The organism is Enterobacter cloacae complex sp. IR5428 (assembly GCF_049238585.1).
In the GTDB taxonomy this organism is placed as follows: domain Bacteria; phylum Pseudomonadota; class Gammaproteobacteria; order Enterobacterales; family Enterobacteriaceae; genus Enterobacter; species Enterobacter intestinihominis.
Genome location: NZ_JBMKHV010000014.1, coordinates 37,319 through 52,773, shown reverse-complemented (window position 1 = coordinate 52,773; position 15,455 = coordinate 37,319). Strand labels below are relative to the sequence as shown.

Here is a 15,455-nt window from a genome sequence, read left to right as displayed (position 1 = left end):
ATTGCGCATGGACGATAACGTTTGCGCATCCTCTGCTTAATTCTTCATCGTCATGAGGCAATTTTAGCGAAAAACGAGAAAGTTCAGTTGAAAAGGGCGGGTATTAGGCTAGATAATCGTTTGCCTACATTTGACCACCCGTTTTGTAAGCGCGGAGCTAAACGTTTGCTTTTTTTGTGACGCCCCTTTCGTCGCAAACGCAGCACAAGGATTTGACGTTTCGCTGGCAGTGGAGTCTCCACCACGCTTACGGACTTTCAATAAAAATTTTCAGGGGATGTTTTCTATGTCTACGCCATCTGCGCGTACCGGCGGTTCACTTGACGCCATGTTTAAAATTTCTGCTCGCGGCAGCACCGTGCGCCAGGAAGTTGTTGCCGGTCTGACGACGTTTCTGGCGATGGTGTACTCCGTCATCGTGGTGCCGGGCATGCTCGGCAAAGCGGGCTTCCCGCCAGCGGCGGTCTTTGTTGCCACCTGCCTGGTTGCGGGTGTGGGTTCGATTGTGATGGGCCTGTGGGCGAACCTGCCGCTGGCGATCGGGTGCGCCATCTCCCTGACCGCGTTTACCGCCTTCAGCCTGGTGCTGGGCCAGCATATCAGCGTCCCCGTAGCGCTCGGCGCGGTGTTCCTGATGGGTGTTCTGTTCACCGTGATCTCTGCTACCGGCATCCGTAGCTGGATTTTGCGCAACCTGCCGCAGGGCGTGGCGCACGGCACCGGTATCGGCATCGGCCTGTTCCTGCTGCTGATTGCCGCCAACGGCGTGGGTCTGGTCATCAAGAACCCGCTGGACGGCCTGCCGGTTGCGCTGGGTAACTTCGCGAGCTTCCCGGTAATTATGTCGCTGGTGGGTCTGGCGGTGATCATTGGCCTGGAAAAACTGAAAGTGCCGGGCGGCATTCTGCTGACCATTATCGGCGTGTCCATCGTCGGTCTGATCTTCGACCCGTCCGTTCATTTCTCCGGGATTTTCGCCATGCCGTCGCTGAGCGATGACAACGGTAACTCCCTGATTGGCAGCCTGGATATTGTGGGCGCGCTGAACCCGGTGATCCTGCCAAGCGTGCTGGCGCTGGTAATGACCGCGGTGTTTGACGCCACCGGGACCATCCGCGCGGTGGCGGGGCAGGCTAACCTGCTGGACAAAGACGGCCAGATCATTGACGGCGGCAAAGCGCTGACCACCGACTCCCTGAGCAGCGTTTTCTCTGGTCTGGTGGGTGCAGCGCCAGCGGCAGTGTACATTGAGTCCGCAGCGGGTACGGCGGCAGGCGGCAAAACCGGCCTGACGGCTATTACCGTTGGCGTACTGTTCCTGCTGATCCTGTTCCTCTCTCCGCTCTCTTATCTGGTGCCAGCTTACGCGACCGCACCTGCGCTGATGTACGTCGGCCTGCTGATGCTGAGCAACGTGGCGAAAATCGACTTTGCTGACTTTGTTGATGCCATGTCCGGCCTGATCACCGCGGTCTTTATCGTGCTGACCTGTAACATCGTGACCGGCATTATGATCGGTTTCGCCTCGCTGGTGATTGGGCGTCTGGTCTCCGGTGAGTGGCGCAAGCTGAACATCGGTACCGTTGTCATCGCCGTTGCGCTGGTGGCGTTCTACGCGGGCGGCTGGGCAATTTAAGTTATCCATTGATGCGAAAACGGGTGGCTCAGGCCGCCCGTTTTTATTTTCAGGACTCATCCCGTTGTCTTTTACGTTACTCTGGAGAGGATAGAATAAGAGGCACGACGCCTCAGGTTTGGCTTAAAAAGAAACACAGCAAACAGGGAACGCATGGAAATTTTCTTCACAATACTCATCATGACCCTTGTGGTCTCATTATCCGGGGTGGTTACACGCGTACTGCCCTTCCAGGTCCCCCTGCCTTTAATGCAAATAGCTATCGGTGCGCTGCTGGCGTGGCCGACGTTCGGTCTGCACGTGGAGTTCGATCCGGAACTGTTCCTCGTGCTGTTTATCCCGCCGCTGCTGTTTGCCGATGGCTGGAAAACGCCGACGCGCGAATTTCTTGAGCACGGGCGAGAGATCTTCGGTCTGGCGCTGGCGCTGGTGGTCGTTACCGTGGTCGGGATTGGTTTCCTGATCTACTGGGCCGTACCGGGGATCCCGCTTATACCCGCCTTTGCGCTGGCTGCCGTGCTGTCGCCGACCGACGCCGTGGCGCTGTCCGGCATTGTGGGCGAAGGGCGCATTCCTAAGAAAATCATGGGCATTTTGCAGGGCGAGGCGCTGATGAACGACGCTTCCGGCCTGGTCGCCCTGAAGTTTGCCGTGGCGGTAGCCATGGGCACCATGGTCTTTACCGTCGGCGGTGCAACCCTCGAATTCTTCAAGGTGGCGATTGGCGGTATCCTCGCAGGCTTTGTTGTAAGCTGGCTGTACGGTCGTTCGCTGCGCTTCCTCAGCCGCTGGGGCGGCGATGAACCGGCGACGCAGATCGTCCTGCTGTTCCTGCTGCCGTTCGCCTCTTACCTGATTGCCGAACATATCGGCGTGTCGGGCATTCTGGCGGCGGTAGCCGCGGGGATGACCATCACCCGTTCCGGCGTGATGCGCCGGGCGCCGCTGGCGATGCGTCTGCGCGCGAACAGTACCTGGGCGATGCTCGAGTTTGTCTTTAACGGCATGGTGTTCCTGCTGTTGGGCCTGCAACTGCCGGGCATTATGGAATCTTCGCTGATCGCGGCCGAAGCGGATCCAAACGTTGAAGTCTGGATGCTGTTTACCGATATCGTACTCATCTACCTTTCGCTGATGCTGGTGCGTTTCGGCTGGCTGTGGACGATGAAGAAGTTCAGCGTTCGCTTCCTGACCAAAAAGCCGATGGAGTTCGGCTCCTGGACCACGCGCGAGCTGCTGATTGCCTCTTTCGCGGGCGTTCGCGGGGCGATCACCCTTGCTGGTGTGCTCTCCATTCCTCTGCTTCTGCCGACGGGCGACGTCTTCCCGGCGCGCTACGAGCTGGTGTTCCTGGCGGCGGGCGTGATCCTCTTCTCCCTGTTTGTCGGCGTAATTATGCTGCCGATTCTGCTGCAGCATATTGATGCGGGTGACACCTCGCAGCAGCATAAGGAAGAGCGGATTGCCCGTGCGGCGACGGCGGAAGTAGCGATTGTCGCCATCGAGAAGATGGAGGAGCGTCTGGCCGCCGATGCCGAAGAGAACATTGATAACCAGCTGCTGAAGGAAGTCAGTTCACGCGTGATCGGTAATTTGCGTCGCCGTGCTGACGGACGTAACGACGTGGAAAGTTCGTTGCAGGAAGAGAACCTCGAGCGCCGTTTCCGCCTGGCGGCGCTGCGCTCCGAGCGTGCCGAGCTGTATCACCTGCGCGCGACGCGGCAGATCAGCAACGAGACGCTGCAAAAGCTGCTGCACGATCTGGATCTGCTGGAAGCGTTGTTGATAGAGAATCAGTAGCGCTGTAATTGCCCGGTGGCGCTGCGCTTACCGGGCCTACGTGCTCGATCGGTTCCCTCTCCCTATGGGCTGAGGGTTCCCCAGTAATTTTTTTATGCAGAAGCAATAAAGTTGCTTTCTAAATGACTGAGGGCTGTCAGCGATGCCCTGGTCCGGCTGTAAATCGCTGAGGCGTTTCCTGCAGGCCGGGGCGAGGCGCAGGGATGCGCCGAGAGGGCGGCTTTACAGGGACGTTGCCTCCGCCCGTACCCGATAAGCCGGAAGGAATAAGCCGAGGGCACCGCGAAGCGGCGATTTACCGCCGGGAGCCCGGGTCGCCAGGGTGGTGGCGACTGAGCCACCCTGGCACGTTCACCGGTCATGTCGTTACAGAGTAGCAAGGAACATAAAGTGAACGGAATGACCACCACCGCCGTATGTTCCCCTCACCCTAACCCTCTCCCCGGAGGGGCGAGGGGATTGCTCAGTGCTCGCATTAATTTGTGGGGAACCCTCAGCCCTATGGGAGAGGGTTAGGGTGAGGGTACCCAAAACCCCTCACAGCATTGCAACCACGCCTGTGCGCTGTGCGACAGATACACCCCTTCACGCCAGATCATCCCTAACTGCCAGTGCAGATCGCTCTCCAGCGGGATCCAGCGCAGCGTGTTTTTATCCAGCCGCTCGCAGATCGGCTGCGGCAGAATGGCTATCCCCACGCCCGCCTGTACCATCGCCGCCAGAAAATCCCACTGGCCGCTGCGCACCGCAATGCGCGGCTTTACGTTGTGCTGGTTAAACAGCGCCATCAGCTGGCGGCTTAAGGCGAAATCTTCGTTGTAAATCAGCAGCGGGTGTTCGCCGAGCAGCTCGGGTTTTACTGATTCAATCTTCAGCCAGTCGCCGGAGCGCGGCACCAGCACGCACAGCGGGTGGCTGAACAGCGGCAGCGTCGCCAGGCCGCTTTCCTCCTCTACGGGAAGGGCCGTCATGGCCACGTCCAGTTCACCGTTCATCACCGCCTGCTGCACGGTCAGGCCGCCAAATTCAGAAATTTTTAGCTCAACGCCGGGATAGCGCTGGCGAAACAGGCTAATCGGCCCGGCCATCATCATGCCGACCATCGGCGGAATGCCGAGCCGCAGCAGCCCTTTTGTCAGGTGGTTGATGTCCCCAAGCTCGGCCTCCAGCTGGCGGAACTCCGCCAGAATTGCCAGCCCGCGCTCGAACACCACGCGACCGGTATCGGTCAGCAGCAGCTTGCGCCCGTCGCGGATCAGCAGGGTACAGTTCAGCTCATCTTCGAGGTTTTTCAGCATCTTACTGATGGTAGGCTGGGTTACGAATAACTTCTCCGCTGCGCGGGTAAAACTTTGCTGGCGAACCACCTCGACAAAATAGCGCAGCGTTCTTATGTCCATGATTATTCCTCGAAACTATACCTTCGATGATTTTAATTCATTTCAGTCGATACCGTACGCTCACTATACTGGCGCCTCGTCTCATTTCTGAGGAAAACCCCCATGGCCGTGGCGTTAAGCCGTGTTACGCCTGCCGTTGTTCAACGACTCCAGGTACCGGTTCAGGTACTGCTCTACGCGGGACTGTTTGTTTTTGCTGAATATCTTGTCGACTGGCTGAACCTGCCTTTACCCGCCAACCTGGTGGGAATGGTGCTGATGCTGACGTTGATCCTCTGTCGCGCGTTACCCCTTAGCTGGGTGCGGGCCGATGCGCGCTGGCTGCTGGCGGAGATGCTGCTGTTCTTCGTTCCGGCCGTGGTGGCGGTGGTGAATTATGCGCAACTGCTGATGGTCGACGGCTGGCGCATCTTTGCGGTTATCGCCCTGAGCACGCTGATGGTGCTGGGCGCCACCGCCTGGGTGGTGGATAAAGTGTATCGCTTTGAAATCAGCAGGCAGAAGCATGACTAACTTTCAGATAAGCGTGCTATGCCTGATTGCGACAGTCGTCATTTACTTTGCCAACAAGCGCCTGTATCGCCGCTTTCGCACGCTGCCGCTGATGCCGCTGGTCTTTACGCCGATCCTGCTGGTGCTGATGCTGGTCTTCGGCCATATCTCCTGGCAGAACTACATTGGTGAATCCCACTGGCTGCTGTGGCTGCTCGGCCCGGCGACTATCGCCTTTGCGGTGCCGGTGTATGACAACCTGGCAATTATTAAACGCCACTGGATGTCGCTCAGCGCGGGAGTCGTCACCGCGACGGTAGTGGCGGTGTGCAGCTCGGTCTGGCTGGCGCGGCTGTTTACCCTGTCTGATGAAATCCAGCGCAGCCTGGCGGTACGCTCGGTGACCACACCGTTCGCGCTGGCGGCGGCTAAACCGCTCGGCGGACAGCCGGATCTGGTGGCGCTGTTTGTGGTGGTGACCGGCGTGTTCGGCATGGCAGTGGGGGATGTGCTGTTTCTGCGCCTTTCCATTCGCGAAGGGATGGCGAAAGGGGCGGGGTTTGGCGCGGCGTCGCACGGGGCGGGGACGGCACGTTCGTATGAGCTGGGACAGCAGGAAGGCGTTGTTGCAAGCCTGGTGATGATGCTCTCGGGCGTGACAATGGTATTAATCGCGCCGCTGGTGGCGTGGGTGATGTTTTAAGTTCCCCGGCCAGAGCGACCGGGGAGAAAAGGTTTAGTGCGCGCGGCCCTGCTCAACACCCAGGCCGGTTTGCGAGCGGATAAACTGGGCGCGGAATTTCTCACGCTCCAGGTTACCCTCCGGCGAGTTGTCGGTCGCTGAGAAGAACCAGATCCCGATAAACGCCACGGCAATGGAGAACAGCGCCGGGTATTCATACGGGAAGATAGCGCTTTCGTGACCGAGGATCTGCACCCAGATGGTCGGGCCGAGGATCATCAGAATCACCGCCGTCAGCAGCCCCAGCCAGCCGCCAATCATCGCCCCACGGGTGGTCAGTTTTGACCAGTACATGGAGAGCAGAATGATCGGGAAGTTACAGCTTGCCGCAATCGAGAAGGCCAGCCCCACCATAAAGGCGATGTTCTGCTTCTCGAACAAAATCCCCAGCAGGATGGCGACGACGCCCAGCACCAGTACGGTGATTTTGGAGACTTTCAGCTCATCGCGCTCGCTTGCGCCTTTGCGGAAAACGTTGGCGTAGAGATCGTGCGATACCGCAGACGCACCAGCCAACGTCAGCCCGGCAACCACCGCGAGGATGGTGGCGAAGGCCACGGCAGAGATAAAGCCGAGGAACAGGTTACCGCCTACCGCGTCGGCCAGATGCACCGCCGCCATGTTGTTACCGCCGATAAGCGCGCCCGCCGCGTCTTTAAACGCCGGGTTTGCCCCCACCAGCATGATCGCGCCAAAGCCGATGATAAAGGTCAGTATGTAGAAGTAGCCCATAAACCCGGTGGCGTAGAACACGCTTTTACGCGCTTCACGTGCATCAGACACCGTGAAGAAACGCATCAGGATATGCGGCAGGCCAGCGGTACCGAACATCAGGCCGAGACCGAGCGAGAGCGCGGATATCGGATCTTTCACCAGCCCGCCCGGGCTCATGATCGCTTCCCCTTTCGGGTGCACTGACATGGCTTCGGTAAACAGATTATTGAAGCTGAACCCGACGTGCTTCATTACCATAAAGGCCATAAAGCTGGCGCCGAACAGCAGCAGTACCGCTTTGATGATCTGTACCCAGGTGGTGGCCAGCATGCCGCCGAACAGGACGTACATCACCATCAGCACGCCTACCAGCACCACCGCGACGTGGTAGTTCAGACCGAACAGCAGCTCGATCAATTTACCCGCGCCGACCATCTGGGCAATCAGGTACAGCGCCACCACCACCAGCGAACCGCAGGCGGAGAGCATGCGGATGGGGCCTTGTTTGAGGCGGTATGAAGCTACGTCTGCAAAGGTGTAGCGGCCAAGGTTACGCAGGCGCTCGGCAATCAGGAACAGAATGATCGGCCAGCCGACGAGGAAGCCGAGGGAGTAGATCAGGCCGTCATACCCCGAGGTATAAACCAGCGCGGAGATCCCGAGGAACGAGGCGGCAGACATAAAGTCTCCCGCAATCGCCAGCCCGTTCTGGAAGCCGGTAATGTTGCCGCCCGCGGTGTAGTAATCGTTACGGGAGCGCACGCGTTTCGACGCCCAGTAGGTGATGTAAAGCGTTAGCACCACGAAAATCAGGAACATGATAATCGCCTGCCAGTTGGTTGGCTGGCGCTGGACCTCGCCGGTAAGGGCATCTGCCGCATGGGCAGCAAAGGGAAGTGTGGCGGCAAGCGCCGTCAGGACTCGCTTCATGATGCTTTTACCTCGCGCAGAACTTCTCTGTTAAGACGATCGAATTCACCGTTCGCACGCCAGACATACACACCTGTCAGCACAAACGAAATAACGATAACGCCAATGCCAATTGGGATGCCGCGCGTAACGCTGGTTCCGGCGTGCAGCGGCGTACCGAGCCACTGCGGTGCAAAGGCGATCAGCAGAATAAAGCCGACGTAAATAACCAGCATGATGATGGAAAGGATAAAGGCAAACCGTTGCCGTTTTTCGACGAGCTCCCTGTAGTGCGCACTATTCTCTATCTGCTGACAAATATCGTTATTCATCACAGAGTCTCCAAAGGTAAGGTTGGTTTGTTTTTATCCCCTCTCCCCTATGGGGAGAGGGTTAGGGTGATGGAAGGAAGGTGCGGTCTGATGCCCTCACCCCGGCCCTCTCCCACGGGGAGAGGGAGAAAACACTAGGAAGGCATTGCGATGGCCTGCTTCTCTTCGAGCAGTTTGTCCACCACGCCAGGATCGGCAAGCGTTGAGGTATCACCGAGGTTGCTGGTGTCGCCCGCTGCGATTTTGCGCAGAATACGGCGCATAATCTTGCCGGAACGGGTTTTCGGCAGTGAGTCGGTCCAGTGCAGCACGTCCGGCGTGGCCAGCGGGCCGATCTCTTTACGCACCCAGTTACGCACCTCGGTATACAGCTCTGGCGACGGCTCCTCGCCGTGGTTCAGGGTGACGTAGGCGTAGATCGCCTGGCCTTTGATGTTGTGAGGAATGCCGACAACTGCCGCTTCGGCAATCTTCGGATGCGACACCAGCGCAGACTCAATCTCCGCCGTGCCCAGACGGTGGCCGGAAACATTCAGCACGTCGTCCACGCGTCCGGTGATCCAGTAATAACCGTCTTCGTCCCGGCGCGCGCCGTCGCCGCTGAAGTACATGTTTTTAAAGGTCGAGAAGTAGGTCTGCTCGAAGCGCTCATGGTCGCCGAACAGGGTACGCGCCTGGCCAGGCCAGGAATCGACGATTACCAGGTTGCCTTCGGTGGCCCCTTCCTGCGGATTGCCTTCGTTGTCCACCAGCGCGGGCTGCACGCCGAAGAACGGACGGGTGGCCGAACCGGCTTTCAACTGCGTGGCGCCCGGCATCGGGGTGATCATGAAGCCGCCGGTTTCGGTCTGCCACCAGGTGTCCATCACCGGGCACTTCTCGTTGCCGATCTTCTTCCAGTACCACTCCCAGGCTTCCGGGTTGATCGGCTCGCCCACGGAACCGAGGATGCGCAGGGAAGAGCGGTCGGTCCCTTCGATGGCTTTATCGCCTTCCGCCATCAGCGCACGGATCGCCGTTGGCGCGGTGTAGAGAATGTTGACCTGATGCTTATCAACCACCTGACACATACGCGCCGGCGATGGCCAGTTAGGTACGCCTTCAAACATCAGCGTCGTTGCGCCGCAGGCCAGCGGGCCGTACAGCAGGTAGCTGTGACCGGTGACCCAGCCCACGTCGGCGGTACACCAGTAGATGTCGCCCGGATGGTAGTCGAAAACGTATTTAAAGGTGGTGGCCGCGTAAACCAGATAGCCGCCGGTGGTATGCAGCACGCCTTTCGGCTTACCGGTGGATCCGGAGGTATAAAGGATAAACAGCGGATCTTCCGCGTTCATCTCTTCCGGCTGATGCTGGTCGCTTGCGTTTTCAATCAGATCGCTCCACCACAGGTCTCGGCTCTCGTGCCAGTCAATGTTGCCGCCCGTGCGTTTGAAGACAATGACGTTATGGATGGATTTCACGTTCGGGTTTTTCAGCGCTTCATCGACGTTTTTCTTCAGCGGAATGCCGCGCCCGGCACGCACGCCCTCGTCAGCGGTGATCACCAGCTTTGAGTTCGAGTCGACGATACGTCCGGCAACCGCCTCCGGCGAGAAGCCACCAAAAATAACGGAGTGGATCGCGCCGATGCGCGCGCAGGCCAGCATAGCCACCGCGGCTTCCGGCACCATCGGCATATAGATCGCCACCACATCGCCTTTTTTAATGCCCTGGGCCAGCAGCACGTTGGCGAAGCGGCAGACGTCGCGATGAAGCTCTTTATATGAGATGTGTTTGCTCTGAGAGGCATCGTCGCCTTCCCAGATAATGGCCGTTTCGTTGCCGCGTTCGGCAAGATGGCGGTCCAGGCAGTTCGCCGCCAGGTTCAGCGTGCCGTCTTCATACCATTTAATGGAGACGTTGCCCGGCGCGAAAGAGGTGTTCTTTACCTTCTGATAAGGTTTGATCCAGTCGAGGATGTGGCCCTGTTCACCCCAGAATGCGTCAGGGCTGGAAATGGACTGCTGGTATTTCTCCTGGTACTGCTCCGGGCTTATCAGGCAACGGTCCGCAATGTTTGCGGGAATGTCGTGTTTGTGTATTTGGCTCATGGCTTTTTTTCTCCTTGTAAGATGTTAATAATATGTCGCAAAAACGTTAATAGTAGGGGCTTTACAAGCTTTGTTTAGTATTTGGGCGACAGATCACGCAATGTCTGAAGAGTATGAAAATTGAGCGAATGAAACTTTGAAGGGAAATAATTCATCTGAAGAATTATTCACTTTTTTGTTTGTAAAAGTTTTTTCATAACAATCGGTTATTGATGTGGATTGCTATTAATTACCGTCAATGACGCTTTTTGCAGTGAAATGCCTTGTTCTTTAAGGCTTGCGCAGCATGCCGTGCAAATGATACTCATACGGCGCGTTAAAAAATCCCATAAACCAACGCAACACAATTCATACCCTTTCAGTATGTCTCCATATTCATGCAGTTTTGCTGGTGCGGAGATTTCATTGAGGAAGTCAGTTTCTATGAAAAATTTGAAAGTCAGCCTGGCCTGGCAGATCCTGCTGGCCCTTGTGCTGGGCATCTTGCTGGGCAGTTACCTCCATTACCATAGCGACAGCCGCGAGTGGCTGATTGCGAACCTTCTCTCGCCAGCGGGCGATATCTTTATTCATCTGATCAAGATGATTGTTGTGCCGATTGTGATCTCGACGCTGGTGGTCGGTATTGCCGGGGTAGGTGATGCGAAACAGTTAGGCCGCATCGGCGTTAAAACCATTCTCTATTTCGAAGTGATCACCACGGTTGCCATCATTCTTGGTATCACCCTGGCGAACGTGTTCCAGCCAGGTTCCGGGATTGATATGTCGCAGCTGGCGACGGTGGATATTTCGAAATACCAAAGCACCACCGCCGACGTGCAGAGCCATTCGCATGGGCTGATGGGGACTATCCTCTCGCTGGTGCCGACCAACATTATCGCGTCAATGGCGAAGGGCGAGATGCTGCCGATCATCTTCTTCTCGGTGCTCTTTGGTCTGGGGCTTTCTTCCCTGCCCGCGACGCACCGTGAACCGCTGGTAACGGTGTTCCGCTCTATCTCTGAAACCATGTTCAAAGTCACCCACATGGTGATGCGCTATGCGCCGGTGGGTGTTTTTGCGCTGATCGCCGTAACCGTGGCGAACTTCGGCTTTGCTTCCCTGTGGCCGTTGGCGAAGCTGGTGATTCTGGTGCACTTCGCGATCCTGTTCTTCGCGCTGGTGGTGCTGGGGATTGTGGCGCGCCTGTGCGGGCTGAGCATCTGGATCCTGATCCGCATTCTGAAAGATGAGCTGATTCTGGCGTACTCCACGGCAAGTTCTGAGAGCGTGCTGCCGCGTATCATTGAGAAGATGGAGGCCTACGGTGCACCGGCGTCCATTACCAGCTTCGTTGTACCGACCGGTTACTCCTTCAACCTGGATGGTTCAACGCTGTATCAGAGTATTGCGGCAATCTTTATCGCTCAGCTGTACGGCATTGACCTGTCGCTGTGGCAGGAAATCGTGCTGGTGTTGACCCTGATGGTGACCTCAAAGGGTATCGCAGGCGTGCCGGGCGTCTCCTTCGTGGTGCTGCTGGCGACGCTGGGCAGCGTCGGTATTCCGCTGGAAGGCCTGGCGTTTATCGCCGGTGTGGACCGTATCCTCGACATGGCGCGTACCGCGCTGAACGTGGTGGGTAATGCGCTGGCGGTGCTGGTAATCTCCAAGTGGGAACACAAGTTCGACCGTAAAAAAGCGCTGGCGTATGAACGCGAGGTGCTGGGTCGTTTTGATAAAACGGCTGACCAATGATGTAAAAATGCCGGGTGGCGGCTTCGCCTTACCCGGCCTACATAACCGTAGGCCCGGTAAGCGCAGCGCCACCGGGCAATAATTTACTCTCCGCTCAACGCATCAAACTCTTCACACCCGGTATCAAACCCTTCCGTACAGCTCAGGTTTAACCAGTAAAGCGCTTTCTGTTTATTCGGTGTGATAAAGCCTTTCTCACCCTGCCTGAACAGCATGCCTGCCCAGTACTCCGCATAGCCCGTCCGGGACAGAGCCGAACTCCGCTTGAACCACGCCGCAGCCTGCACGTCATCCTGAGGGACTTCAACGCCGTTGGCATAGATCAGCCCCAGCAGCTGTTGCGCGTCTACCGCCGAGTCGCTATCGATGTCTTCGGTCGCCGTTTGCAGCAGTTTAATGGCCTGCGGGTAGTCGCTCTTGCCTGCTTGCGTGTTCACCAGCACCCGCGCCAGCATGATCGCGCCGCGTTTGCTGCCCGCAATGTTTGCCTGTTGGGCCAGAGCTTTGGCCTGTGCGTAGTCGCCCTGCGTAAAGAGGATTTGCGACAGCAGCGCCATGGCGTCGACATTGCCGCCTTTCGCCGCTTTCTCGGCCCACAGCGCGGCCTGCTTGCTGTCGCCGGAGCTGAAGTACGTATCGGCAAGATAATACTGGGCGCGCGCATCACCGGCTTCCGCCTGTTTTCGATACTGGCTGCCTATCTCATCGGCACGGGCAAAGGCGGTTAAAAATAACAACAACAGAAAAATGGCTTTCATGGATTCTTATCATCGGGGTACATGCCGCGCAGTATAATCGCGGTGACAGAAGAAAAAAACGGGTGCGTTAAGACCTCAGCATCCCACAAGCCGGGCGGAACACGCGTTCCACCCGAAGAGGTTAGCCTGCGTTACAGGCTAATTTCGCCGCCACCTCCTGATGTTCACTCTTTATTGAAAACTCACATAACTTACCGCGAGTAATAAAGGTAAAGATCACTATCGTCAGGCAAATAATAAAGACGATGCCTAACGCAGTTTTTAATGGCGTCATGCCTTTTACTCCTTGTGAAAAAAAGAATAAGAGGCTACTCTCAACTTGTTGGGGTTGAGGGGTAGCCTCGGGTAAATGCAAATTTCCCGGGGCTTTCCACTTTCTGTCCCTCAACAATGCTCAAGACAGAAAGTCTTAAGCACCCGCCGCATATCTTATCCCTCTGAATTAAAATGCAAAGATGTAATTAATTTTCGCGCAAATTACATTTTTCTGCGAGACGTCTTCAGAGAAATATATTGATATTATTAATAGCGATGCCAGAAATAATAATGGGGTGAATATCTCACCCCATTTAGTCAGCGATTAATTAACAGCTTCATCCCATTGCGCTTTCACGCAGGCGGGTTTTCAGCTTGTTATATTCGTCGATCACGTACTGTTCCGCTGCGCGCTGATCCGCTATGGGCTCCACGTTTACGGCGCAGTATTTATACTCCGGCGTTTTGGTTATCGGGCTTAAGTTCTCCGTCACCAGCTCGTTACAGGCGCCAATCCACCACTGGTAGGTCATATAGACCGCGCCTTTGTTCGGACGGTCGCTGACCTGCGCGCGGGTAATGATGCGGCCTTTACGCGAGTTCACCCACACCAGCGCTTCATCTTCAATACCGAGCCGTTCGGCATCGGCGGTGTTGATCTGCGCGTAGCCCGGTTCATCCGCCAGCGCCGCCAGCGCGGCGCAGTTGCCGGTCATGGAACGGCAGGAGTAATGGCCCACTTCACGCACGGTGGAGAGCACCATCGGATACTCGTCGGTGAGTTTATCGATCGGCGCGACCCAGTCGCAGGTGAAGAATTGCGCCAGCCCGTTCGGGGTGTCGAATTTTTCTTTAAAGAGGTACGACGTTCCCTGATCCGCCTCTGACTCATCCCGGCATGGCCACTGGATGTAGCCTAGCTCACCCATTTTTTCATAGGTTGCCCCATAAAAGTCCGGGCACAGATGCCGCAACTCGTCCCAGATCTCCTGGGTGTTGTTGTAGTGCATCGGGTAGCCCATGCGGGTGGCGATTTCGCTGATGATCTGCCAGTCCGTTTTCAGATCCCACTTCGGCTCGACAGCCTTGAAGAAGCGCTGGAAGCCGCGGTCTGCCGCCGTATAGACACCTTCATGCTCTCCCCAGGAGGTCGACGGTAAAATCACATCCGCCGCCGCCGCGGTTTTGGTCATAAAGATATCCTGAACAATCACCAGCTCCAGATCCTCAAACCCTTTACGCACCGCAGACAACTCGGCGTCGGTCTGGAGCGGATCTTCACCCATGATGTAGGCCGCACGCACTTCACCGTGCGCCGCGCGGTGCGGCAGCTCGCTGATGCGATACCCCGTGTGCTCAGGCAGGCTCTCCACGCCCCAGGCCTTCGCGAATTTCTCGCGATTTTCCGGGAATTTGACGTACTGGTAGCCCGGATAGGTGTCCGGCAGCGCGCCCATGTCGCACGCGCCCTGCACGTTATTCTGACCACGTACCGGGTTCACGCCCACATGCGCTTTACCCAGATTGCCGGTCAACATGGCGAGGCTGGTGAGCGAGCGCACGGTTTCCACGCCCTGGTAGAACTGGGTCACGCCCATACCCCACAGAATGGCGGCGGTTTTCGCTCCGGCGTACATCCGCGCCGCCTGGCGGATCTCCTGTGCACTGACGCCGGTTATCGCCTCTACGGACTCCGGCGTATAGCCTTCGACAATCTTGCGATACTCTTCAAACCCTTCCGTACGGCTCGCGACAAACGCCTGGTCGTAGAGGTTCTCCTCAATAATGACGTGCCCCATCGCATTCAACAGCGCGATGTTTGAGCCGTTTTTCAGTGCGATGTGCATATCGGCAATGCGCGCGGTTTCAATTTTGCGCGGATCGCAGACGATGATTTTCGCCCCGTTCTGTTTGGCGCGAATCACGTGATTCGCGACGATAGGGTGAGAATCCGCCGGGTTATAGCCGAAGATGAACACCAGATCGGTGTTATCTATCTCGTTGATGGCATTACTCATTGCGCCGTTACCGACCGACTGGTGCAGACCTGCAACCGATGGGCCGTGTCAGACGCGAGCGCAGCAGTCGACGTTATTGGTACCAATAACGGCGCGCGCGAATTTTTGCATCACATAGTTGGTTTCATTCCCGGTTCCGCGTGAGGAGCCGGTGGTCTGAATCGCATCCGGGCCATACTTGGCCTTGATGGCGCTAAGGCGCGTGGCAACATAATCCAGCGCTTCATTCCAGGAGACGGCTTCCAGCTTGCCGCCGCGCTCGCGGCGGATCATAGGGGTTTTCAGGCGCGGGGTGAGGATTTGGGTATCGTTAATAAAATCCCAGCCGTAGTACCCTTTCAGGCACAGCGTGCCCTGATTGGTTTTACCCTGCGCCGCTTCCGCCCGGACGATTTTGCCGTTATCGACCACCAGGTGGATCTTGCAACCTGAGGCACAATAAGGGCAAACCGTGACGACTTTTTTCATCACTTTGCTCCAGTTAAACAGTTCTTACCTGCCCAATATGCAGCTTCTATGCCATGTTTTTACTATGGGTATTTCCTGACTTTACGACCCTTTGCGGGGCA

The 15,455-nt window shown here is 57.0% G+C and carries 12 protein-coding genes; 5 read left to right on the top strand and 7 right to left on the bottom strand.

The genetic code is table 11. The features are described from left to right. Positions 1 to 286: 286 nt before the first annotated feature. On the top strand, positions 287 to 1,636 hold the full coding sequence (ghxP, locus tag ACOTXC_RS18495; protein ID WP_022646757.1) for a guanine/hypoxanthine transporter GhxP: 1,350 nt from the start codon (positions 287 to 289) through the stop codon (positions 1,634 to 1,636). A 153-nt stretch (positions 1,637 to 1,789) separates the two neighbouring features. After that, on the top strand, positions 1,790 to 3,436 hold the full coding sequence (locus ACOTXC_RS18490) for a Na+/H+ antiporter (RefSeq protein WP_022646758.1): 1,647 nt from the start codon (positions 1,790 to 1,792) through the stop codon (positions 3,434 to 3,436). Between the two features lie 512 nt (positions 3,437 to 3,948). On the opposite strand, the gene ACOTXC_RS18485 is transcribed toward ACOTXC_RS18490, so the two are convergent. Next, a complete protein-coding gene (locus ACOTXC_RS18485) occupies positions 3,949 to 4,836 on the bottom strand; it encodes a LysR family transcriptional regulator (RefSeq protein WP_022646759.1) in 888 nt (295 codons plus the stop codon). Positions 4,837 to 4,938: 102 nt separating this feature from the next. On the opposite strand from ACOTXC_RS18485, the gene ACOTXC_RS18480 reads away from it, so the two are divergent. Together ACOTXC_RS18480 and ACOTXC_RS18475 are read left to right on the top strand one after the other, a co-directional pair. Beyond that, on the top strand, positions 4,939 to 5,349 hold the full coding sequence (locus ACOTXC_RS18480) for a CidA/LrgA family protein (protein WP_421767889.1): 411 nt from the start codon (positions 4,939 to 4,941) through the stop codon (positions 5,347 to 5,349). Then, positions 5,342 to 6,031 carry an LrgB family protein gene (locus tag ACOTXC_RS18475; RefSeq protein WP_022646761.1) on the top strand — a complete coding sequence of 230 codons (690 nt, stop codon included), beginning with the start codon at positions 5,342 to 5,344 and terminating at the stop codon, positions 6,029 to 6,031. Before ACOTXC_RS18480 ends, ACOTXC_RS18475 begins: the two co-directional genes overlap by 8 nt. A gap of 33 nt (positions 6,032 to 6,064) precedes the next feature. Here ACOTXC_RS18475 and actP read toward each other — a convergent pair whose 3' ends face one another. The 3 genes from actP to acs form a co-directional block, all read right to left on the bottom strand. Then, positions 6,065 to 7,714, bottom strand: coding sequence for a cation/acetate symporter ActP (actP, locus tag ACOTXC_RS18470; protein ID WP_023299099.1), 1,650 nt, complete (start codon positions 7,712 to 7,714; stop codon positions 6,065 to 6,067). After that, positions 7,711 to 8,025, bottom strand: coding sequence for a DUF485 domain-containing protein (locus ACOTXC_RS18465; RefSeq protein WP_022646763.1), 315 nt, complete (start codon positions 8,023 to 8,025; stop codon positions 7,711 to 7,713). Before ACOTXC_RS18465 ends, actP begins: the two co-directional genes overlap by 4 nt. Before the next feature lie 134 nt (positions 8,026 to 8,159). Next, on the bottom strand, positions 8,160 to 10,118 hold the full coding sequence (gene acs, locus ACOTXC_RS18460; RefSeq protein ID WP_022646764.1) for an acetate--CoA ligase: 1,959 nt from the start codon (positions 10,116 to 10,118) through the stop codon (positions 8,160 to 8,162). Positions 10,119 to 10,541: 423 nt separating this feature from the next. Between acs and gltP the strand changes: the two genes are divergently transcribed. Further along, entirely contained in the window at positions 10,542 to 11,855 is a 1,314-nt protein-coding gene (gltP, locus tag ACOTXC_RS18455) for a glutamate/aspartate:proton symporter GltP (protein ID WP_022646765.1), read from the top strand. A gap of 83 nt (positions 11,856 to 11,938) precedes the next feature. On the opposite strand, the gene ACOTXC_RS18450 is transcribed toward gltP, so the two are convergent. The 3 genes from ACOTXC_RS18450 to fdhF all read right to left on the bottom strand — a co-directional run bounded on the left by ACOTXC_RS18450 (position 11,939) and on the right by fdhF (position 15,354). Continuing rightward, positions 11,939 to 12,613, bottom strand: coding sequence for a tetratricopeptide repeat protein (locus tag ACOTXC_RS18450; RefSeq protein WP_126490813.1), 675 nt, complete (start codon positions 12,611 to 12,613; stop codon positions 11,939 to 11,941). Between the two features lie 121 nt (positions 12,614 to 12,734). Then, positions 12,735 to 12,887 (bottom strand): Hok/Gef family protein, encoded by a 153-nt coding sequence (locus ACOTXC_RS18445; protein ID WP_023299102.1) that lies wholly within the window; start codon positions 12,885 to 12,887, stop codon positions 12,735 to 12,737. 319 nt (positions 12,888 to 13,206) lie between these two features. Beyond that, the gene (gene fdhF / locus ACOTXC_RS18440; RefSeq protein ID WP_126490757.1) at positions 13,207 to 15,354 is read right to left on the bottom strand and encodes a formate dehydrogenase subunit alpha; all 2,148 of its coding nucleotides are present in this window, start codon (positions 15,352 to 15,354) and stop codon (positions 13,207 to 13,209) included. Positions 15,355 to 15,455 lie beyond the last annotated feature (101 nt).